We start from the raw sequence: 19,284 nt of genomic DNA, 5'->3' as shown, positions 1-19,284 counted from the left end.
TGCCGGGAGGCTTGCACAAGCGGGCCTGCCGATCATAGACTGTATATTTATACAGATACCGATACCAGGCCGTGACCAACGAAGACCCCGACAACCCCGCCCGGATACACAAGGGCCGCGGCGCCGCCAGCAACCTGGCCGGGCGCTTCGTGCCCCGGGTCAGCACCCGCGAGAGCGACGGCTGGCAGAGCGAGGCCGAAGCGCCGGAGCGGCTGCTGACCGAGGCCATCGAGGAAAAAGCCAAGACCATTATCGCCAGCAACCGCTCGCCGGACCTGCCCTTCAGCCAATCGATCAACCCCTACAGGGGATGCGAGCACGGCTGCGTCTACTGCTACGCCCGCCCGTCGCACGCTTATATGGACCTGTCCCCGGGGCTGGATTTCGAGAGCAGGATCTTCTTCAAACCGAACGCGGCGGAGCTGCTGGAAAAGGCGTTGCGCAAACGCAGTTATCGCTGCAGCCCCATAGCGCTCGGTTCCAATACCGATCCCTACCAGCCACTGGAGCGGGAGAAGCGCATCACCCGGCGCCTACTGGAAGTGATGCAGCGCTACCAGCAGCCGGTGACCATCGTCACCAAGAGCCAGCTGATACTGCGCGATCTGCCGCTACTGGCTGAGATGGCCGCGGACGGGCAGGCCCAGGTGGCCATCAGCGTGACCACCCTCGACAACGACCTGAAGAGAAAACTGGAACCGCGCACCGCCGGCCCGGCGGCGCGCCTTCGCACCATAGAGCAGTTGAGCCAGGCCGGGATTCCCACCGCGGTAATGGCGGCGCCGATGATTCCGGCATTGAACGACTGCGAGCTGGAAGCGATTCTCGCAGCGGCAAGGGATGCCGGCGCGGCACGCGCGGCCTATATACTGCTGCGCCTGCCGTTTGAGGTGGCGCCCCTGTTCCGCCAGTGGCTGGCCGCCCACTACCCGGAGCGCGCGGAGCACGTAATGAGCCTGGTACAGCAGAGCCGCGGCGGGCGGGATTACCAGAGCGACTTCGCCCGACGGCAGACGGGTACCGGGGTCTTCGCGCAGCTGTTGCAACAGCGCTTCCGCGTCGCGATCAAAAAACTGGGGCTGAACCGGCGCGAGTTGAGGATGGACTGCAGCCGCTTTCGCCCGCCGCCCCGCTCCGGCGACCAGCAGTCGCTGTTTTGAGTCCGGAGGTTTTCCCGCGCCGTTCGCTGATGGACAATAGCCGCGCAGCAACCGTGGGAACAGCACTTTGAGCGACTGGTTTGTCTATCTGATCCGCACCAACAGCGGAGCACTCTATACCGGAATCACCCGCGATGTGGAGCGCCGTTTCGCCGAGCACCAGAGCGGTGGCCCCAAAGCGGCCAAGGCGCTGCGCGGGCGCGGCCCGCTCACGCTGGAATTCCGGCAGGCGGTGGCGGACAAGTCCGAGGCGCTGAAGCTGGAAATGCAAATCAAGAAGTGGCCAAAGGAAAAAAAAGAGGCCCTGATTGCCGGCGGCGTGGGGTTGTCACCGCCGGCAAATGGCTCAGGGCCTCAAGGGGATGGCGCAGAATAGGGTCTGTTCACCCCGGCGCGCTACAGCGGACTGCTGTAAAACTCTGTTTCCAGATCCGGCTCCGAAGTGGCCGGGCCGGTAAATGCCAGTGCGCAGACAAAGATCATCGCAGTGGCGAACAAAACACGCTTGCACATCGCTTACACCTCTCCGTCAATGTCCGGGCGATTTTCCCGCACTGCCGCCGCCATCCGCCTGTATCCGGCGCAGTATATCCGGCAGGGCCGCGGCAAATGCGCCCACCGAAACCGCCGCCGTCAGAATCAGGTAGGTATCCAGTGAACTGTCCATAGCCGCGGCAAAGACCACCAGTACACCGAGGAAATAGCTGGGCACATTGTCCACGCCGGTAATCCATTTCATCAGCTGAATGCTGATCGCGGCCAGGAACAGGGTCGCCGGCAGCGCCATGATGCCGAGGCTCGGGTCCAGCCTGAGCGCCACCGACTGGGCGACTATGCCGAAGCCGAGCCCGGTCACCGCGCAGGCGAGATTGTAGGCACCGTCGCGCAGTGTCGATCCGCGCGTATAGTAGGCGGCCCAGCCCCCGAGCGCGGCCCACACCGGCAGGCCGACGAACAGGCAGAGCGCGGCGGCGCCGGCCAGCAGGGCCGCGGACAGCGGGGTCTTGGCGAGCCTGAAGAATTCGATCTGTTCAGCGCTTTGTTCGCTGGCAATTGCCTGACTCATTGACCATCTCCTTCCGAATGCGAGTTTGCGACAGGTATCCCACTTGCCCAAAAAGGTCCGGGCCTGCCGCAGGGGATTTCAAACCAAGCCCCGCGCGATACGTTTCCGGCCATTGAATTCTGCACACCGGTGCATTTCACCGGTAGCAGAGAACTTCAGAATCCTTGCCCAAAATTCCGGGCGCGGCCGGCTGCAGGGGCTGAAAAGAAGCGGGCGTTCTAACGCGATATCCACGGGTTATATCCGTGGTCGTTTGCAGTCTCGCCCTTTCGACTGACAGCGGCTGTCAGGAGATGTTTTTTTGGTGCCCGGCTCGGGCAAAATAGGCGCCCTTCCGCGCCCCTCTACCGGAATTCAGGCCCGATGGAACTGGCGATTTCGCTGCTGTTGATTTTCTTTGCGGTCGCCATGCTGGAGGGCTGGGTGGACACCCTCGCCGGCGGCGGGGGCCTGGTCACGCTGCCGGCGCTGCTGCTCGCCGGCGTACCGCCGGCCAGCGCGCTGGCCACCAACACGAGCCAGCCTGTCGTCGGCACACTGACGGCCAGCCTGACGCTGTTCCTGAAGGCCGCAAACGGATCCAGCTGGTGATCACCATCTGTTTGCTGATGTCAGTCAGCCAGATGGCCCAGCATTTCGGCTGGATCAGCCTGGGCTAATGGCTGCAGCCGCGGCGTTGGCAGCAATCACCAGGGAATCTCGCTGCCGTCGTAGTTGATAAAACGGCCGCTGTTTTCCGGGTTGGTATCCAGCAGTACCCGCTTCAGCCCGGCCACACTCTCCTCCGCGGAGATCAGCGCCTTGGGGCCGCCCATCGCCGTCTTCACCCAACCGGGGTGCAGCGCAATCACACTGATACCCCGCTCGCGCAGGTCGATGGACAGGCTCTTCACCACCTGGTTCACCGCGGTCTTGGAGGAGCGATAGATATAGCCACCGCCGGAGCGGTTGTCGGCGATGCTACCCACCTTGCTGCTGAGCACCGCGATGACCCGGCGCCGGCTCGCGGCGACATGGTCGGCGAAGGTCTGCGCCATCATATAGGGCGCTATGGTGTTGGACTCCAGCACCCGGCGCCACTCGTCCAGATCCACATGGCCGAAGCCGACGCCCTTGGGGCCGTAGTAGCCGGCGTTGTTCAGCAGAATATCGATGGGCTCGTCCTGCAGGGCCTTGGCCAGTGCCGCCATCTGTCCGTAGTCGGTCACATCCAGCTGGAACAGGCGCAGATTGGGGAACTGCTCACGCAGGGCGCGCAGTTCCGAGGCATTGGGCAGGTCGCGGCAGCAGGCCAGTACCTGCCAGCCGTCGGCGGCGAACTGGCGGCACACCTCCAGGCCTATGCCGCGGTTGCTGCCGGTGATCAGTATGGTGCCGGACACGATGTCTCCTTCGATGGTATTCTTTCTGGCTCAGATGATAGCAACCCCGGTTCGATGTTCTACTCACTCAGCGATCTCTTCTGGCTCTTCCTGCTCGCCCTCGGCGCCTGGTACTTCTGGGCCGGCATGGCGGCCAAGGAGCAGGTGCGCCGCGCGGCGGCGGAACACTGCCGGCAGCTGGGGGTACAGCTGCTGGACGACACAGTGGCGCTGGTGCGCACCCGCCTGAAGCGCGACGGCCTCGGCCAGGTGCGGCTGCAGCGCAGCTACGAGTTCGAGTTCACCTCTACCGGCGAACACCGCTACGCGGGTATCGCGGTGCTGCACGGGCGGCGCATCACCCAGATCCAACTGTCCCCCCACCACCTGGCCTGAAATCGATGCAGCGCGGAATCTATCGCCACTACAAGGGCAACCTCTACGAAGTGCTGGAAGTGGCCACACACAGCGAGAGCGGCGAGAAACTGGTGGTCTACCGGGCGCTCTACGGCGACTACGGCGTCTGGGTGCGGCCCCTGCAGATGTTTACCGAAACGGTGCAAAAAGACGGAAAAGCCATCCCCCGCTTCGCCCTGTTACAAGCGTTTGACTCGCCGTAAATGACGCCATAAGGTTGCGTCACCCAATTCTCCCTACCGATACAACAGACAGGTCACTCGGTGAACAATAAAAAAATAATGATCTACGGTGCCAACGGCTATACCGGCGAGCTGATTGCGCGCGAGGCGGTGGCCAGGGGCTACCGCCCGCTGCTGGCGGGGCGCAACGCGAAAAAACTGCAGCCGCTGGCGGACGAACTGGGCCTGCCGGCGATGGCCATCGGCCTGGATGCGACGGAAACCCTGGAGAGCAGCCTGCGCGATATGGACCTGGTCATCCACTGCGCCGGTCCCTTCTCCGCCACCGCCGAACCGATGATGCGCGCCTGCATCAACGCCGGCACCCACTACCAGGACATCACCGGCGAGATGCAGGTCTACCGCATGGCCCACGCGATGCACGCCCAGGCCAAGGCCGCCGGCGTGGTGCTCTGCCCCGGCACTGGCTTCGATGTGATTCCCACCGACTGCCTGGCCGCGGCGCTGCACAAGGCGATTCCGTCTGCGACCCACCTGACCCTGGGCTTCGATTCGGATTCCCCGTTGAGCCCCGGCACCGCCAAGACCTCCATCGAGAGCCTCGGCGTCGGCGGCGCCGTGCGCCGCAACGGCAAGATCGAGATTATCGGCCACGGCGAGCTGACCCGGCAGATCGATTTCGGCCGCGGCGAAAAGTTCGCCGTCGCCATTCCCTGGGGCGATGTGGCCACCGCCTACTATTCGACCGAGATCCCCAATATCGAGGTCTATATCCCGATGAGCCCGCGCCGGGCAAAGAAACTGAAGCGGCTGAACCGCTTCCGCTGGCTGCTGCGCATGAACTGGGTGCAGAGCTGGCTCAAGGGCAAGGTGGAAAAATCGGTGCGCGGCCCCAGCGAGGAGAAGCGCTCCGCCCAGCAGACCTGGGTCTGGGGCGAGGTGCGCAACGACCGCCGCGGCGAGCGCAAGATAGGCCGGGTGGTGACCGCCAACGGCTACGACGTGACGGTACACGGCTCCCTGGCGGTAGCGGAATTCCTGCTCGACTACCGGGGCGAGGGCGGCTACTTCACGCCGTCGAAGCTGTGCGGCCACGAGTTGGTGGAGAAACTGCCGGGCTCGAGTGCGATCAAGATAGGGATCGACTGAGTATTTGGTGCGCGCGGCGCACCCCACCTCTATCCCCGTAGGAGCGGCCCGTGGCCGCGATCGATCTCAGCCAGTAGCCACACCGGTCGCGGCCATGGGCCGCTCCTACAGCCGTCCCGGAATGTCAGGTTTCACGCTTCTGACATAAATCGGTCAAGTCTGCGCAATATTCGCTTCGTAACTTGGCCGCATGCGAAGCTTACCCCTGACCCTGAAAAGTTTTGACGTATCACTGGTTCTGCATATGGCGGAGCGGGCCGCGCGACCGGCAGCGCGCAGGCGCTACCTGTGGCTGTCGAGAAGTGGCGACGGCTGGCTGTATCTGCTGTCACCGCTGATCGTGGCCCTGTCCAGTTCCGCCGCCGCGGCGGTGCAGTTCTTCTACCTGTGCGGCACCGCCTTCGCGGTGGAGCGCTCCCTCTACTGGGCCATCAAGAACACCACCAGGCGGCTGCGCCCGCCGCAGGCGATTCCCGGCATGCGCTCGGTGATTGTCGCCCACGACCGTTTCAGCCTGCCTTCGGGACACACGTCCGGCGCCTTCCTGTTCGTGACCCTGCTCTGCCAGGCGCTGAGCCCGCTGTGGCTGCTGGGCTACTTCTGGGCCGCCGGTGTGGGCACCTCGCGGGTGGGCCTGGGTGTACACTTCCCCACCGATGTCTGCGCCGGCGCCGCCCTCGGCACCAGTGTCGGCCTATTGATCAGCGGAGCCTTTTTGTGAAGATTCTCTACGGCGTACAGGGAACCGGCAACGGCCATATCTCCCGCGCCCGCGCCATGGCCGCGGCGCTGCAGAAACACCCGGAACTGGAGGTGCAGTGGCTCTTTTCGGGCCGCGCCCCGGAAAAATTCTTCAGCATGGAGCCCTTCGGCGACTACTGGTGGCGCGAGGGCCTGACCTTCGTGCACCGCGAGGGCAGGATAGATTCCGTCGCCACCGCCCGCCAACTCAATCTGAGGCGGCTGCTGCGGGATATCCGCGCACTGCCGGTGCACGACTTCGACCTGGTCATCAGCGACTTCGAACCGGTCACCGCCTGGGCCGCCAGGCGCCGCGGCGTACCCAGCCTGGGCCTGGGCCACCAGTACGCGTTCAACTTCCCGATCCCGGCGCCGCGCTTCAACTGGATGGCGCGCGGTATCATGCGCGCCTTCGCGCCGGTGCAGAACAGCCTGGGCATGCACTGGTATCACTTCGGCCACCCGATACTGCCGCCGATCGCCCAGCCCCACGGTGCGGCGAGCAGCGGCGACCATATCCTCGTCTACCTGCCGTTCGAACACCATGTTCGGCTGCTGGACGAACTGGCCAAAGTGCCGCGGCAGTTTATCCTCTACGGCGCCCCGCTCGACCTGCCGGCGGCGGACAATATCCGCCTGAAGGCGCCCTCGATAGACGGCTTCCGCGAGGACGTGGCGACTTCCACGGCGGTCATCTGCAACAGCGGCTTCGAGCTGATCGCCGAGACGCTGACCCTGGGCAAGCCGATCCTGACCCGCCCCCTGGCCGGCCAGTTCGAGCAGGAGGCCAACGCCCAGGCGCTGCGCGAACTGCAGCTGGCCCAGGTGGTCGACGCGGTGAACGCGGAAACCATCGGCACCTGGCTGGACGACGAGCCCGCCGGCGTGCATATCCAGTGGCCGGACGTGGCCGGCAGCATCGCGCGCTGGCTGTCGGACGGCCGCCGCCAGACGCCCGCCGAACTGGCCGATCGCCTGTGGGAACAGGTGGTGCCGGGGCGCGCCGACAAGGGCGACCAGGCGGCGCCGGCCACCGCGGACTGAGTCTCAGCGGCTGCGCAGATACTGCCCCGGCGCAACGCCGAAATGCCGCTGCACTGATTACAGCCTCACTTCGATTTCCGTGCCGCCCTCGGCGCGCGGCGCCGCGGAGATCTCGCCCTCGTAGCTCTCGACGATATCCATGACCACCGCCAGGCCTATGCCCTGCCCCGGCTGCTGCTGGTCGGCGCGCACGCCGCGCCGGGTGACTCTGCGCCACTTTTCCGCGTCCATGCCCGGGCCGTTGTCGGCAATGCGGATATGCAGCTTGCGCCCGTCGCCGTCGTTCTCGATTTTGACTTTCAGTTCGCCACCACCGTATTTGTAGCCGTTGTCCAGCAGGTTGCCGAGCAGCTCCATCAGGTCGCCCTCGTCGCCGTAGAAAAGCGTCTCTTCATCGCACTGCAGCTGCACCTCGCAGGGTCTGTCCCGGTAGACCTTTTCCAGCGCGTCGAGGATTTTCCGCACCAGCGGCGCCACCGGCACGCCGCGCAGTATCGACTTGGGCGAGCTGGTGACGGCGCGGCTCAGCTGGTAGCTGATGATGCTGTCCATGCGCTGCACCTGCTCCACCAGTGTTTCGTAGGTCTCGCGCGGATTGCCGGAGAAGTTCAACCCTTTCAAAACCGCCAGCGGCGTCTTCAGGCTGTGGGCCAGGTCCGCCAGTGTATGCCGGGTTTTCTCCCGCTGGCGGCGCTCGTTTTCTATCAACAGGTTCAGGTTGTCGGTGAGCGGTTTCAGCTCGCGTGGAAAGCGCCCCTCCAGCCGGTCGCTGCCGCCGCGCTGCATCTCCTGCAGCGCGCGCGCCACCGAGCGCAGCGGCGCCAACCCCCAGCGCAAAACCAGCCACTGGGCCAGTACCAGCAGCAGCGCGCCGAGCCCCAGCCAGCGCCACAGGGTCGAGCGGAACTGTTCCACCTGGGCGGCGAGCGGCGCCGCGTCTTCCATCACCACAAAGGTAAACTGGTTTTCGTTTTCCAGCCCCCAGGCAACCCCCTGGCGGAAGCTGATGTAACGGCCCGCATCGCCGGGCAGCATCACCCGCCCGTAAGCCTGGCGCCCCTGGGGCAGCGGGTGGGACGGCAACTGCGGCAGTGCCAGCGCCGAGGCGGAGCGCCAGATGACGCGGCCGCGCTGGTCCGTCACCGCACCCACGAGGCCGGAGTCCGGCTGGTTGAAGCGCTGTTCCGGCAGGACCGGCGGAAAGCGCAGGCGGTCGCCCTCCGGCTCCGCCACCGCCAGCAGCGTATAGACGTGCAGCTGCAGTTCGCGCCGTTTGGCCTCGTCCAGGGAGCTGCGGTAGGCGTGTTCCAGCGCACCGGAAATCATCAGCAGAAAGGCCACCAGCACGAGGATGGTGACCAGCGAGAGGCGCCCCTTGAGGGACGTAAGCCGGGAGGAAAGCACGGTATTCGCGACCGGGACTTACTGGGGCGCAACGAAGCGGTAGCCGCGGCCGCGCAGGGTTTCGATAGGCTTCAACTGCGCCGCCGCGTCGAATTTCTTGCGCAAACGGCCGATAAATACCTCGATCACATTGCTGTCGCGGTCGCAGTCCTGTTCGTAGATATGTTCGGTCAGAGTCGTCTTGGACACCACCTCGTCCGGGTGCAGCATCAGGTATTCCAGCACCTTGTACTCGAAGGAGGTCAGTTCCAGTTCTGTGTCGCCGACGTTGACCCGCTGCGAGCTGGTATCCAGCACTATGGGCCCGGCCTTGATCGTGGGCGAGGAGAAACCGGCGGAGCGGCGTACCAGCGCGTTCAGTCGCGCCAGCAGTTCTTCGGTGTGGAAGGGCTTCACCAGATAGTCGTCGCCACCGGCCTCCAGGCCCGCGACCCGCTCCTGCCAGTGACCGCGGGCGGTGAGGATCAGGATCGGAAAATGCTTGTCCTCGCCGCGCAGTGTCTGTATCACCTGGATGCCGTCCATCTTCGGCAGGCCCAGATCCATCACCGCGACGTCGTAGGGGTATTCGCGGCCCAGGTACAGCGCTTCCTCCCCGTCCGGCGCCTCGTCGACGGTGTAGCCGGCACCGCGCAGGGACTCCGCCAGCTGCTGTCTCAGCAGCACCTCATCTTCCACCAGTAGTGCGCGCATCTTGCCCCCTCTTTCTGAAACCCTTACGAAATCCAAGCGCCAAATTTCAAACGGGCGCTAACGCATCCACTCGGTTATGCCGAGCACCGCCAGGCGCCCGTGTAGTAGTAATGAAACAGCTTCTAGCGGGAAATGCGCCCGCTCTGCTTGTCCACATAGACCACATAGACCTGGCTTTGATCCGAGAGCCCTTTGACCCGGTACATGCTGCGACCTTTCCGCTGCACTTCGGAGATCGCCAGGATCTTGCCGCCGTAGCGCCGTTTCACGATGGACGCGGCCTGGTCGCGGGAAATTTCCTTTTTCTGCACCCGCAGGTATTCCGGGCGGAAATCCCCCCGCTCGAACACCGCCGCCTGCGACGGCAGGGCGGAAATACCGAGCAGCAGTGCGCATACGGCACAGGCCGTCCGGATTGGGGGGCAGATTGATTTCACTGTGCAGCTCCTGTGATCCCGAAACTCGCTTGTCAACGGCCGAATGCCCGGGCCCGTTAAAATGCCGGCGAGACATCGACGCGGACCCTGATTCTATCGCCAGGGTGATGATCGGTGCGAGTCAAATAGTGGCGACCATTATAGCGGTAGCGCACGTCGTATCCGACCAGCTCGCGGCGGGTGGTGTACTCGTCCACCACCTGGCAGCGCTGCTCGGTGACGAAGTGGGTGGGCGCGTTGGCACGGCTGATCTGGGTACCCACCAGTGCACCGACGGCGGCGCCGGCCACCGTGGTCGCGCCGCGGTGGTGGCGGTGGTAATAGCGGCGCCCGTGGTGGCCGTGCTTGCCGAGGTTGTTGCCGATGGCGGCGCCTATCAAGCCGCCGATCACCGCGCCGGCCGGGGAAGGCGGTTGCCGGTAGGCCACCTGCTCGTCCCAGCAGCGGGTGCGCGGCGTGCGCACCTGCACATCGGTGTACACCGGAGTCACGTCGGTCACCGTGGCGTAATCGTAGCCATCGTCCAGGTAGTCGCCGGGATAGTAACCGCTGTCGCCGGCACTGGCGCAGGCGCTGAACCCGACCAGGGCGGCGACCACGGCGCCGGCGAGAAGCTGTTTGTAGAGGTGCATGATCCATCTCCCGTTGATCATCGACGGGAGCAGGTTAAGGGGGCGGGACTGAATCGAAGCTGAACTGAGGTTTCCCGAGTGCCTCGGCTTGCGCCGGGCCGCGGTTGCGGCCGAGGAAGTCCGGGTCAGCCCCCGCGCCGCAACCTGCGCAGGCGCCGGCGCTGCTCCGGGGTCAGCTGGCGCCACTTCTCGCGCAGTTGGCGCCGCTGCTCCGGCGACATCTGGCGGAAGCGCTTGCGCGCCTCGAGGATGCGCGCGCGCTTCTCCGGCGGCAGGGCCATAAAGCGGCGGTAGGCCTTGCGCAGCTCCGCGCGGCGCTCCGGCGGCAGGGCGCGCCACTTGCGAAATTCTGCGCGGGCGCGGCGGCGCTGCTCCGGGTCCATGGCCGCCCAGCGGCGGGCACCGTTCAGCAGTTTCCGCTGCTGCGCCTCGGTCAGGTCCGGCCAGCGCGCCTCGAAGCGCTGCAGCAGCTTGCGCTCGCTCTCACTGAGACTCTGCCAGTCCGTCGCCGACGCCGAGGCCGCCAACAGGCACAGGGCCAGGCAGACACTCCTGCCCAGTGCGGCGATCAACCCGTTAACCATCTTTGTCCTCCAGCGGCACGCTTTCCCCGCCGGTCTCTCCGGCCGGCGCCGACTCCCCCTGCAGCGACTCAAACTCCGCCGGCGCCACCACTTCCCCGGCCTCATCCACCCATTCATCCAGAAACAACAGGAAATCCTCCTCCAGTGGCGCCGCCTGCTGGCCGGGCGCCGCCGGCGACAGCAACAGAAACCACACCAGCGCCGGGCGGAGGGCCTCAGGAAGAGTGCTCACCCAGTCCCTCCTCCGCGAGCCACTGGTAGAACTCCATCTCTTCGATCACTTCGATTTCCATTTCCTCGTCCAGCAGCCACTCACCGGCGGCCAACATTTCCAGTTCCGGCTGCGGCGCCCGCGGCCACAGCAGCGCAACCACAAGTGCCGCCGCCACGGCCGCGCCCGCCGGCAGCCAAAGCGGTGTCCGCGCGCGCGGGCGCCGCACCGCTTCCGCGCGCATTCGCCGCAGGCGCGACAGCGTCTCGCCATCCAGCGCGCGGTCGCGGCGCGCGATCGCCTCGCGCGCGGCTTCGACCAAGCGCCGGTTCTGCTCGTCGCGGGGGGGCTCCGGTGCCGTCATCGCAAATCCTCCAGGTGTTCGCGCAAACTGCTGAGCGCGCGGGACAGGTGCGTCTTCACACTGCCACTGCTGCAGGACATGGCGCGCGCGGTTTCCGCCACATCGAACCCCTCGACGCATCGCAACAGAAAGGCCTGCTGCTGGCGCAGGGGCAGTTGTTCCACGGCCGAGTCTATCGCGTCCAGCGTGCGCTCACCGATCAGCGCCCGCTCGGGCGCCAGGGCGCGCGGGTCCGGCAGCTCACCGGGATCGATATCCTCTTCGCCGTCGCCGGAGAACTTCTCCCGCAGCAGTTGCCAGCGGGAGATGTTCTTGCGGCGCCGGTGCCAGTCGGTAATGCGGTTGTTGAGGATGGTAAAAAACAGCGGCCGCCACTCGGCACTATCCCGGTCACTGTAATTTTTGACCAGCGCCAGCATGGCGTCCTGCACGATATCGAGGGCGTCATCGCGGCTGCCCACAGCGAGCCTCGCCATAGTGAATGCCCGTCGCTCTACCGAGGCCAGGAATTGGTTCATGGATGCCGATCGACGCCGAAGTACACATGCAGAAACCATTGTGCCGCCGGTGTCTCTCAGCGGCCGTGAACCGCCTCACAGGGCGCGAGCGTCCTGTGAGAAGGCCTGGCAATCAGTGCCCTATGGCCTTGCCGCGGCGGTCGAGACGGCGGTCGATACGCTCGCCCTTGCGATCCAGGCGCCTGTCGATGCGCTCGCCCTTCCTGTCAAGGCGCCGGTCGATGCGATCGCCCTTGCGGTCCAGGCGCTCGGCCAGCCGCTCTCTGCCATTGGCCTCGGCGCGCTCTGCGCGCCGATCCAGACGCGCATCGATACGGTCGCCCTTGTTGTCGAGCCGCTTTTCTATCCGATCGCCCTTGCGGTCGAGGCGCTGCTCGATGCGGTCCCCGCGCTTGTCCAGGGCGTCGCCGCCATCGGCATACAGAGGCGCCGAGATCAGCAGGCCGGCGGTGAGGAGAGTGGACAGGATCAGCTTGTTCATTTTTTGCTCCCTTTCAGTGAAATCGGCTGCACCTAAGCGGTTTAGCCTTGTCACTGATCCATAACGCCGCCGCGCGCAATCGGTTGACGGGCGTTGAAAAAATTCAGCCCTCGATGATCTCCGGCCCGGGCACCTGGTCCCCGAGCCAGCGCTGCGTCAGGGTGCCCGCGGTCATGGCCCCGTTGACGTTCAGCGCCGTGCGCGCCATATCGATCAGCGGCTCCACCGAGATCAGCAGCGCGGCGATGGTCACCGGCAGCCCCATCGCCGGTAGCACCACCAGCGCGGCGAAGGTGGCGCCGCCGCCGACGCCGGCGATGCCGAAGGAGCTGATCACCACCACCGCCACCAGTGTGGCCAGCCATACCGGGTCAAGCACATCGATCCCCATGGGCACCGCCACCATAACCGCCAGCATCGCCGGGTAGATACCGGCGCAGCCGTTCTGACCGATGGTCGCACCGAAGGAGGCGGAAAAGTTGGCGATGGCGGGCGAATTGCGCAGCTCGTCCACCTGGGTCTCCACGTTGAGCGGGATGGTGGCGGCGCTCGAGCGGGAGCTGAAGGCGAACACCAGCACCGGCCACACCTTGGCGAAGTAGTGCAGCGGACTGATGCCGTTGACCAGCAGCAGCAGGCCGTGCACCAGGAACATCAGCGCGATGGCGGCGAAGGAGGCCAGCACGAAATTGAACAGGTTCAGGATATCCGCCCAGCTGGAATTGGCGATCAGGCTCGCCACCAGGGCCATGACTCCGTAGGGGGTGAACGCCATGACCAGGCGCACCAGCTTCATCACCCAAACCTGGGCGACGTGCACGAAGCGCTCTATCTGCGCGCCCTCTTGCGGAAACTCCCGGCGCACCGCCAGCGCCGCCAAGCCCAGCAGCACCGCAAAGATGACCACGGCGATAACGGAGGTATCCCGCGCGCCGGCCAGGTCGGCGAAAATGTTCCTGGGCACGAAGGAGGTGAGCATCTGCGGAATACTGAGGTCGCTCACCCGGCCCATGCGCTCGTTCAGCACATCCACGCGCGCCGCCTCGCGCGCGCCCTCGACCAGCCCGGCGGCGGAGAGGCCGAACAGATTCGCCATCAGCACACCGACCAGCGCCGCTATCGCGGTGGTGCCGAGCAGTACCGCCAGCACCGAAACGCTGATTTTACCCAGCGCCTGGGTGTGACTCACCTTGACCACCGCGGCCAGTATCGAGATCAGCACCAGCGGCATCACCAGCAGGTGCAGCAGATTGACGTAGCTGTCACCGAGCAGATCTATCCAGGGCAACACCTCGGCGAGCTGCACGCCCCAGCCCCTGGCCAGCTGCAGCAGCCCGCCAAACAGCACGCCCAACAACAGGCCGGCGAACACCGCCGGGGCCAGGGACCCCCGCCCCCGGTGCCAGCGGTTCAGGGGCCAGAGGAGCAGAGCGAAGGCAAGCAGGAAAGTGAACGAACTGAAATGCATAAACTGAGAGTCCCAACCTCGGGCGTAAATGGACGGGCACTTTAACAGCGCCGCGCCCGCACCCTATAGTTGCTTTTGTTATGGTTTTATAAACGGCTTTGCTCCAGCGCCGCCCGCAGGCTCTGCGCCGTTTGCGGGCCGACCAGCGTCCGCCGCCAGCGGCCGTCGGGCCCGATGATCAGGGTGGTGGGCAGCACCGTCGGCTTCTCCTGCCCCCAGCGCCCCGCCGGTTCCGCGGCCAGCACCGGAAATTCGATCCCCAGTTTCCTCGCCTGCGCAACCGTTTTCTCCGGCGGCAGCGCATCGTAATTGACCCCGAGCACCAACACATCGCCGCCGCCGGCCAGGTGATTGAGTTCGGGAATCTCCTCCCGGCACGGCTTGCACCACTCGGCCCAATAATTGACGAGCAGCACCTTGCCGCTGACGTCCACGGCGCTGCCGTCAATCGTCGTCAGCCGGTCGCCGTCCCCGCTACAGGCGCTTATTGCGGCGACCAACCACAGACAGGCTGCCCGCCGGATCACTCTCAGATTTCGCTTTGCCTCTGCCGGAACCACGCTTGCCCCCCCCGCGCCTGCCCTTTTCTTCATTTTTACTGCCGTCCGATCCCGCGTCACCCTGCTCCCGATTTGCCGCGGCCTCCCGCTCCATCGCGCCGCGGAACAGCTGTCCCAGGTCCAGCGCCAGCTGCTCGCCGGCGAACCTCTGCGACTCCTCAAAACGCTGTTCGACCTCCGGGTACCACGGCTGGTTATGCAGCTCCCTGTGGCGATAGCCGGGTATCGGCGCCGGGTTGAGCCAGCCGCACAGCTCCATCAGGGAGATCGAATCCAGATCCCGCTGCAGTACATAGTCGTTGCGCTCCGTCTGGGTGATCAGCTTGTGGTCCTGCAGCACCTGCCGTATCCGCCGCCACTGGGCGGGCTTGATGCCCGCGCGGGAGATATCCTGCTCGCGCAGCGGCTGGCCGCGCTGGTACCTCTTGAAAAACTCCCACAGCAACACCAGCGTCGCGACCACGTCCGAATACTTCCTGCCGTGGGTGGCGGCGTGGTAAGCAGTCAGGGTGCGCACCAGCACGCAGCCCGCCAACACGATCATCCACATCAGGTAGATCCAGATCAGAAACAGCGGCACGAAGGCGAAGGCCCCGTAAATGACCTGCACCGAACTGCGCGCGACTATCACCCCAAACAGATACTTTGCCGCCTCAAACGCGAACGCGGTAATCACCCCGCCCGCCAGGCCGTGGCGCAGCGGCACGCGGCAGTTGGGCACGGCGATAAACAACAGCGTGAAGGCGATGGCGGTAAAGACCCAGGGCAGCAGCCGCAGCATCACCGGCAGCAGGCCGAGACTATCCCCTTCGGGCAGGAACATTTTCTGCGAGAACAGATAAGTGGTGGCCGCGAGGCCGGCGCCGAGCAGGATCGGCCCCAGGCTCAGAATGGCCCAGTAGAGCAGGAAACTGGAAACGCCGCGGCGCCCGCGGGGAATATCCCAGATCGCGTTGAAGGTCTCTTCGATATTGCGCAGCATCAGCCCCGCAGTTATCAGCAGTATGCCGATACCGGCACCGGTGAGGCGCTGGGCCTGGGAGGAAAAACTGCTGATGTACTCCTGCACCTCGCGCCCGCTCTCCGGCACGAAGTGGGAGAAGATCTGCTGCTGTAACTTGCTCTCCAGGCCGGCAAAGTCCGGGAACAGCGACAGCATCGCATAGCTGACCGTGACCAGCGGCACTATCGCGAACAGCGTCATATAAGTGAGCGCCGCGGCGCTCTGGCGGCAGTTCTTTTCTTTGAACAGCGTCCACAGGGAAGCGAAGAAGCGACGCCAACGGTGTACCAGTTCCGTCATTTGGAATTCCGTTTTTTGTTGTTGTTCGAGTTCTGAGCGGAGCTGTCCGGGGGCAGCTTTCCGGGACACGCTGTGAATACATCCCTGGCCCCAAAGGGCCTCAACCGGTTTAGAACTCCAAAACATTATTCGGTTAGAATACGCCAAACCTTAACAGGATGCCGCCAATATGTGGACGATTTACCACAACCCCCGTTGTTCAAAATCCCGTCAGACCCTGCAGCTGCTGCAGGACAATGGCATTGAGCCGGAAGTGGTCCTCTACCTGGAGACGCCCCCGTCCCGGGAGACCCTGGCCGATCTGCTGCAAAAGCTCGGCATCGGCGCGCGCGAACTGCTGCGCAGCGGCGAGGACGCCTACAAAGAACTGCAACTCAAAGACAGGAGCCTCAGCGAAGAGCAGCTGCTCGACGCCATGGTGCAGCACCCGATACTGATTCAGCGCCCGATCGTGGTGAAGGGTGACAGGGCCGTGCTCGGCCGCCCGCCGGAAAATGTGCTGGAGCTGATTTGATGGCGCGGGATGCCGAAGCCTATGTGCTGATCCTCTACTACTCCCGCAACGGCGCCACCGCCAGGATGGCCGCGGAACTCGCGCGCGGCGTCGAAGCCGCCGGCATAGCCGCACGCCTGCGCACCGTGCCCAGGGTGTCCCCGGATACCGAGGCCAGCCTGCCGCCGGTGCCGGACGAGGGCGCCCCCTACTGCACCAGCGACGACCTGCGCAACTGCGCCGGGCTGCTGCTCGGCAGCCCCACCCGCTTCGGCAACATGGCCGCGCCGCTGCGCTATTTCCTCGACCAGACCAGCGACATCTGGCTGGAGGGCAGCCTGTCGGGCAAACCCGCCGCGGTGTTCACGGCCACCGGCAGCCTGCACGGCGGCCAGGAGAGCACGCTGATATCGATGATGCTGCCTCTGCTGCACCACGGTATGTTGATCGCCGGTATCCCCTACTCCGAGCCGGCACTGACCCACACCAAGAGCGGCGGCACCCCCTACGGCGCCTCCCACTGGTCCGGCGGCGGCGATGGCGCGCTGAGCGAAGACGAGATCAGCCTGTGCCGCGCCCTGGGCGAGCGTATCGGCAAACTGGCCCGCAACCTGGAGATTCCCGCGTGAGCAGCGCAGGCGACAACTCCGTCGCGCGCAAGCTGCGCATCGCCCGGCGCCTGAACTGGGCCTGTTATATCGGCCTGATGCTGCTGTTCACCGCCTGGAACCTGTTCCTGCCCGGCGGCTCCGTCAAGTGGTGGCTGCTGCAGGTGCTGCCCCTGTTGTTGGTTCTGCCGGGGCTGCTGAAAAGCAATTACCGCAGCTATTTGTGGTTGTGTTTTATCCTGCTGCTGTATATCACCGCCGCTATTGTCGACGTAATGATGCCCGGGCGCGGCTGGCAGCATGGCGTACTATTGGTGTTGAGCCTTACCCTATTCTTCTCCGCGATGATGACCAGCCGCTGGCAGCGCCTGCAGTAACCCCCTGCAGCTGCCCCGGCGCCAAATACAATGTCTGCGCAAAATGTAGCCACCCCGAATGCGCTAAGGAGTTTTGAGGTTGACTGATTCACCCCATCAGAAAGGATTTATCCGCCGCTTCTTCGGCGCCATAGGCGCTACCGTCACCTGGCTGCGCCGCGTCTTCACCAACCTGCTGTTCCTGCTGCTGTTGCTGTTTATCGGCATCGCCATCTTCGGCAAGGAGGAGGCGCTGACGATTCCCCAGGGCGCGGCTCTGCGGGTGGCCCCCAGCGGCTTCCTGGTCGACGAGGTCTCCCGGCCCAGCAGCCTGCCCGCTTTTCTCGGCGGCCCGCCGGGGCCGGTGGAGGTGCGCGTCAAGGACCTGGTGGATGCGATCGACAGCGCCGCCAAGGACAAGCGTATCTCGTCACTGGTGCTGGAACTGGACTATATGGTCGGCGCCAACCTGAGCAAGCTGGAGGAAGTCGGCGCCGCGCTGCAGCGCTTCAAGGCCGCCGACAAGCCCATCTACGCCATCGGCGACAACTACACCCAGGCCCAGTACTTCCTCGCCAGCCACGCCGACAAGATCTACCTGAACCCGATGGGGTCGGTGCTGCTGACCGGCTTCGGCGCCTACCGCAACTACTACAAGAGCGCGCTGGACAAGCTCAAGGTCAACTTCCACGTGTTCCGCGTCGGCGACTACAAGGACTTTATCGAGCCCTACACCCGCGACGATATGTCCCCCGCCTCCCGTGAGAACAACCAGCGCTGGCTGCACGAACTCTGGAGCGAGTACACAGAACAGGTCACCGGCCTGCGCAACCTGCCGCCGGAGAGCATCGATACTTTCATCGACGAGCTGCCGGAAAGGCTGCAGCAGCACGAGGGCAGCTGGGCCGAGGCGGCCCTGGCCAACAAGCTGGTGGACCAGCTGGCCAGCCGCCGCATCGCGATCGACGAGCTTCGGCAGACCATAGGCGCGGAGGAAAAGAAACCGGGCTATAAATCCATCGACGCCCTCGCCTATTTGCGCAACCAGAAGCGCACCCAGATTCCGAAGCCGGCCAAGGACAGCGGCAGGATCGGCCTGATCTCCGCCAGTGGCGCCATCGTCGACGGCGAGGCGCCGGCGGGCCAGATCGGCAGCGAGACCCTGGGCAAGCTGATCGCCAGCGCGCGCGAGAAGAAAGTCGACGCACTGGTGCTGCGCATCGACAGCGGCGGCGGCTCCGCCTTCGCCTCCGAGGCCATCCGCCAGGAGCTGCTCGCCACCCGCGAAGCGGATATCCCGGTGGTCATCTCCATGGGCAGCGTGGCCGCCTCCGGCGGCTACTGGATCGCCACCGGCGGCGACCGTATCTGGGCCTCGCCGTCCACCATCACCGGCTCCATCGGCGTCTTCGGCGCCTTCCCCACCTTCGAGGAATCCCTGGAGAGCCTCGGCATCTACAACGACGGCGTAGGTACCTCGGAACTGGCCGGCACCATGCGCCTGGACCGCCCCCTGCCGGAGGCGGCGGCCAGCGTGCTGCAACAGGGCGTGGAGAACACCTATGCGCGCTTCCTGCGCATCGTCGCCGAGGCCCGCGGCAGCACACCGAAGGAGGTGCACAAGATAGCCCAGGGCCAGGTGTGGACCGGCCGCGCCGCCCAGCAACTGGGCCTGGTGGACGAGCTGGGCAACCTCAACGACGCCATCGCCGACGCCGCGCAACTGGCCGAGGTGGAGCGCTACGAGGTGGTGGAAATACAGCGCGAACTGACGCCGGGAGAAAAGCTGCTGCGCGCGCTGGCGGACAATGTGGACGCCCGCATCGCCGCCGTCTTGTCCGATTCCGTCGGGACCAACCTGCCCCTCGGCGCCTGGCTGAACAGCCTGCAACCGGCACTGGCCCCCCTGGCCGAACTGCAGAGCTACCGCGACCCGCGCGCCCTCTATGTGCGCTGCCTGAGCTGCGCGGCGCCCTGATCCCCCTCCTGATCCCCCTCCTGAGCCCCCTGCAGGAGCGGCCGGTGGCCGCTCCTACGGGGGGCCCACCTGCC

The 19,284-nt window shown here is 65.3% G+C and carries 26 protein-coding genes; 12 read left to right on the top strand and 14 right to left on the bottom strand.

All coding sequences use genetic code 11. The annotated features are described in order from the left end of the window. Positions 1-71 precede the first annotated feature (71 nt). Positions 72-1,160 (top strand): PA0069 family radical SAM protein, encoded by a 1,089-nt coding sequence (locus ACXAF3_RS03720; RefSeq protein ID WP_475110939.1) that lies wholly within the window; start codon positions 72-74, stop codon positions 1,158-1,160. A 67-nt stretch (positions 1,161-1,227) separates the two neighbouring features. After that, positions 1,228-1,536 (top strand): GIY-YIG nuclease family protein, encoded by a 309-nt coding sequence (locus tag ACXAF3_RS03715; protein WP_475110938.1) that lies wholly within the window; start codon positions 1,228-1,230, stop codon positions 1,534-1,536. 153 nt (positions 1,537-1,689) lie between these two features. Here ACXAF3_RS03715 and ACXAF3_RS03710 read toward each other — a convergent pair whose 3' ends face one another. Beyond that, positions 1,690-2,226, bottom strand: a complete 537-nt coding sequence (locus ACXAF3_RS03710) for a DUF1097 domain-containing protein (RefSeq protein WP_475110937.1) — start codon at positions 2,224-2,226, stop codon at positions 1,690-1,692. A gap of 363 nt (positions 2,227-2,589) precedes the next feature. Here ACXAF3_RS03710 and ACXAF3_RS03705 point away from each other — a divergent pair, with 363 nt between their 5' ends. Then, positions 2,590-2,817, top strand: coding sequence for a hypothetical protein (locus ACXAF3_RS03705; protein ID WP_475110936.1), 228 nt, complete (start codon positions 2,590-2,592; stop codon positions 2,815-2,817). A 95-nt stretch (positions 2,818-2,912) separates the two neighbouring features. Here the strand turns inward: ACXAF3_RS03705 and ACXAF3_RS03700 are convergent, their stop codons facing one another. Continuing rightward, positions 2,913-3,608 carry an SDR family oxidoreductase gene (locus ACXAF3_RS03700; RefSeq protein ID WP_475110935.1) on the bottom strand — a complete coding sequence of 232 codons (696 nt, stop codon included), beginning with the start codon at positions 3,606-3,608 and terminating at the stop codon, positions 2,913-2,915. Positions 3,609-3,662: 54 nt separating this feature from the next. On the opposite strand from ACXAF3_RS03700, the gene ACXAF3_RS03695 reads away from it, so the two are divergent. The 5 genes from ACXAF3_RS03695 (at position 3,663) to ACXAF3_RS03675 (ending at position 7,120) form a co-directional block, all read left to right on the top strand. After that, a complete protein-coding gene (locus tag ACXAF3_RS03695) occupies positions 3,663-3,983 on the top strand; it encodes a DUF3301 domain-containing protein (RefSeq protein WP_475110934.1) in 321 nt (106 codons plus the stop codon). Between the two features lie 5 nt (positions 3,984-3,988). Further along, positions 3,989-4,207 carry a DUF1653 domain-containing protein gene (locus tag ACXAF3_RS03690; protein WP_475110933.1) on the top strand — a complete coding sequence of 73 codons (219 nt, stop codon included), beginning with the start codon at positions 3,989-3,991 and terminating at the stop codon, positions 4,205-4,207. 60 nt (positions 4,208-4,267) lie between these two features. After that, complete coding sequence (locus ACXAF3_RS03685) at positions 4,268-5,335, top strand: saccharopine dehydrogenase family protein (protein ID WP_475110932.1); 1,068 nt, start codon at positions 4,268-4,270, stop codon at positions 5,333-5,335. A gap of 190 nt (positions 5,336-5,525) precedes the next feature. Then, positions 5,526-6,056 (top strand): phosphatase PAP2 family protein, encoded by a 531-nt coding sequence (locus tag ACXAF3_RS03680; RefSeq protein WP_475110931.1) that lies wholly within the window; start codon positions 5,526-5,528, stop codon positions 6,054-6,056. Next, positions 6,053-7,120 carry an MJ1255/VC2487 family glycosyltransferase gene (locus ACXAF3_RS03675; RefSeq protein ID WP_475110930.1) on the top strand — a complete coding sequence of 356 codons (1,068 nt, stop codon included), beginning with the start codon at positions 6,053-6,055 and terminating at the stop codon, positions 7,118-7,120. Before ACXAF3_RS03680 ends, ACXAF3_RS03675 begins: the two co-directional genes overlap by 4 nt. Positions 7,121-7,177: 57 nt before the next feature. On the opposite strand, the gene ACXAF3_RS03670 is transcribed toward ACXAF3_RS03675, so the two are convergent. The 12 genes from ACXAF3_RS03670 to ACXAF3_RS03615 all read right to left on the bottom strand — a co-directional run bounded on the left by ACXAF3_RS03670 (position 7,178) and on the right by ACXAF3_RS03615 (position 15,775). Further along, positions 7,178-8,524: an ATP-binding protein gene (locus ACXAF3_RS03670; protein WP_475110929.1), complete on the bottom strand. Its 1,347-nt coding sequence runs from the start codon at positions 8,522-8,524 to the stop codon at positions 7,178-7,180. Between the two features lie 18 nt (positions 8,525-8,542). After that, positions 8,543-9,217, bottom strand: coding sequence for a response regulator transcription factor (locus ACXAF3_RS03665; RefSeq protein WP_475110928.1), 675 nt, complete (start codon positions 9,215-9,217; stop codon positions 8,543-8,545). Positions 9,218-9,339: 122 nt separating this feature from the next. Continuing rightward, complete coding sequence (locus tag ACXAF3_RS03660; RefSeq protein WP_475110927.1) at positions 9,340-9,654, bottom strand: PepSY domain-containing protein; 315 nt, start codon at positions 9,652-9,654, stop codon at positions 9,340-9,342. 56 nt (positions 9,655-9,710) lie between these two features. Further along, a complete protein-coding gene (locus tag ACXAF3_RS03655; RefSeq protein WP_475110926.1) occupies positions 9,711-10,286 on the bottom strand; it encodes a glycine zipper 2TM domain-containing protein in 576 nt (191 codons plus the stop codon). A 125-nt stretch (positions 10,287-10,411) separates the two neighbouring features. After that, complete coding sequence (locus ACXAF3_RS03650; RefSeq protein ID WP_475110925.1) at positions 10,412-10,870, bottom strand: DUF3106 domain-containing protein; 459 nt, start codon at positions 10,868-10,870, stop codon at positions 10,412-10,414. Continuing rightward, positions 10,863-11,102 carry a hypothetical protein gene (locus ACXAF3_RS03645; RefSeq protein WP_475110924.1) on the bottom strand — a complete coding sequence of 80 codons (240 nt, stop codon included), beginning with the start codon at positions 11,100-11,102 and terminating at the stop codon, positions 10,863-10,865. Before ACXAF3_RS03645 ends, ACXAF3_RS03650 begins: the two co-directional genes overlap by 8 nt. Further along, positions 11,086-11,445, bottom strand: coding sequence for a hypothetical protein (locus ACXAF3_RS03640; RefSeq protein WP_475110923.1), 360 nt, complete (start codon positions 11,443-11,445; stop codon positions 11,086-11,088). The genes ACXAF3_RS03645 and ACXAF3_RS03640 overlap by 17 nt, the downstream gene beginning before the upstream one ends. Continuing rightward, positions 11,442-11,963 carry an RNA polymerase sigma factor gene (locus ACXAF3_RS03635; RefSeq protein ID WP_475110922.1) on the bottom strand — a complete coding sequence of 174 codons (522 nt, stop codon included), beginning with the start codon at positions 11,961-11,963 and terminating at the stop codon, positions 11,442-11,444. Before ACXAF3_RS03635 ends, ACXAF3_RS03640 begins: the two co-directional genes overlap by 4 nt. Positions 11,964-12,075: 112 nt before the next feature. Beyond that, entirely contained in the window at positions 12,076-12,444 is a 369-nt protein-coding gene (locus tag ACXAF3_RS03630) for a hypothetical protein (RefSeq protein WP_475110921.1), read from the bottom strand. A 103-nt stretch (positions 12,445-12,547) separates the two neighbouring features. Further along, complete coding sequence (locus ACXAF3_RS03625; protein ID WP_475110920.1) at positions 12,548-13,912, bottom strand: L-cystine transporter; 1,365 nt, start codon at positions 13,910-13,912, stop codon at positions 12,548-12,550. 86 nt (positions 13,913-13,998) lie between these two features. Further along, positions 13,999-14,412 carry a TlpA family protein disulfide reductase gene (locus ACXAF3_RS03620; protein WP_475110919.1) on the bottom strand — a complete coding sequence of 138 codons (414 nt, stop codon included), beginning with the start codon at positions 14,410-14,412 and terminating at the stop codon, positions 13,999-14,001. After that, positions 14,387-15,775, bottom strand: coding sequence for a YihY family inner membrane protein (locus ACXAF3_RS03615; RefSeq protein WP_475110918.1), 1,389 nt, complete (start codon positions 15,773-15,775; stop codon positions 14,387-14,389). The genes ACXAF3_RS03620 and ACXAF3_RS03615 overlap by 26 nt, the downstream gene beginning before the upstream one ends. A gap of 169 nt (positions 15,776-15,944) precedes the next feature. Between ACXAF3_RS03615 and arsC the strand changes: the two genes are divergently transcribed. The 4 genes from arsC to sppA all read left to right on the top strand — a co-directional run bounded on the left by arsC (position 15,945) and on the right by sppA (position 19,210). Further along, on the top strand, positions 15,945-16,289 hold the full coding sequence (arsC, locus tag ACXAF3_RS03610; RefSeq protein ID WP_475110917.1) for an arsenate reductase (glutaredoxin): 345 nt from the start codon (positions 15,945-15,947) through the stop codon (positions 16,287-16,289). After that, positions 16,289-16,897 carry an NAD(P)H:quinone oxidoreductase gene (gene wrbA, locus ACXAF3_RS03605; RefSeq protein ID WP_475110916.1) on the top strand — a complete coding sequence of 203 codons (609 nt, stop codon included), beginning with the start codon at positions 16,289-16,291 and terminating at the stop codon, positions 16,895-16,897. The genes arsC and wrbA overlap by 1 nt, the downstream gene beginning before the upstream one ends. Next, a complete protein-coding gene (locus ACXAF3_RS03600) occupies positions 16,894-17,253 on the top strand; it encodes a DUF2069 domain-containing protein (protein ID WP_475110915.1) in 360 nt (119 codons plus the stop codon). The genes wrbA and ACXAF3_RS03600 overlap by 4 nt, the downstream gene beginning before the upstream one ends. Positions 17,254-17,332: 79 nt before the next feature. Then, complete coding sequence (gene sppA, locus ACXAF3_RS03595) at positions 17,333-19,210, top strand: signal peptide peptidase SppA (protein WP_475110914.1); 1,878 nt, start codon at positions 17,333-17,335, stop codon at positions 19,208-19,210. Positions 19,211-19,284: the final 74 nt, after the last annotated feature.

It is taken from the genome of Microbulbifer sp. ABF4_143 (assembly GCF_056160225.1).
This window is presented reverse-complemented; position numbering and strand designations above follow the sequence as displayed.

Bases quoted from the DNA above. Each gene is read 5' to 3' on its own strand.
- ACXAF3_RS03615 (WP_475110918.1), bottom strand. From the start codon at position 15,775: ATGACGGAACTGGTACACCGTTGGCGTCGCTTCTTCGCTTCCCTGTGG.
- ACXAF3_RS03680 (WP_475110931.1), top strand. From the start codon at position 5,526: ATGCGAAGCTTACCCCTGACCCTGAAAAGTTTTGACGTATCACTGGTT.
- ACXAF3_RS03625 (WP_475110920.1), bottom strand. From the start codon at position 13,912: ATGCATTTCAGTTCGTTCACTTTCCTGCTTGCCTTCGCTCTGCTCCTC.
- ACXAF3_RS03655 (WP_475110926.1), bottom strand. From the start codon at position 10,286: ATGCACCTCTACAAACAGCTTCTCGCCGGCGCCGTGGTCGCCGCCCTG.
- arsC (WP_475110917.1), top strand. From the start codon at position 15,945: ATGTGGACGATTTACCACAACCCCCGTTGTTCAAAATCCCGTCAGACC.
- ACXAF3_RS03705 (WP_475110936.1), top strand. From the start codon at position 2,590: ATGGAACTGGCGATTTCGCTGCTGTTGATTTTCTTTGCGGTCGCCATG.
- ACXAF3_RS03665 (WP_475110928.1), bottom strand. From the start codon at position 9,217: ATGCGCGCACTACTGGTGGAAGATGAGGTGCTGCTGAGACAGCAGCTG.
- ACXAF3_RS03690 (WP_475110933.1), top strand. From the start codon at position 3,989: ATGCAGCGCGGAATCTATCGCCACTACAAGGGCAACCTCTACGAAGTG.
- ACXAF3_RS03650 (WP_475110925.1), bottom strand. From the start codon at position 10,870: ATGGTTAACGGGTTGATCGCCGCACTGGGCAGGAGTGTCTGCCTGGCC.
- wrbA (WP_475110916.1), top strand. From the start codon at position 16,289: ATGGCGCGGGATGCCGAAGCCTATGTGCTGATCCTCTACTACTCCCGC.
- ACXAF3_RS03635 (WP_475110922.1), bottom strand. From the start codon at position 11,963: ATGAACCAATTCCTGGCCTCGGTAGAGCGACGGGCATTCACTATGGCG.
- ACXAF3_RS03630 (WP_475110921.1), bottom strand. From the start codon at position 12,444: ATGAACAAGCTGATCCTGTCCACTCTCCTCACCGCCGGCCTGCTGATC.
- ACXAF3_RS03695 (WP_475110934.1), top strand. From the start codon at position 3,663: ATGTTCTACTCACTCAGCGATCTCTTCTGGCTCTTCCTGCTCGCCCTC.
- ACXAF3_RS03710 (WP_475110937.1), bottom strand. From the start codon at position 2,226: ATGAGTCAGGCAATTGCCAGCGAACAAAGCGCTGAACAGATCGAATTC.
- ACXAF3_RS03640 (WP_475110923.1), bottom strand. From the start codon at position 11,445: ATGACGGCACCGGAGCCCCCCCGCGACGAGCAGAACCGGCGCTTGGTC.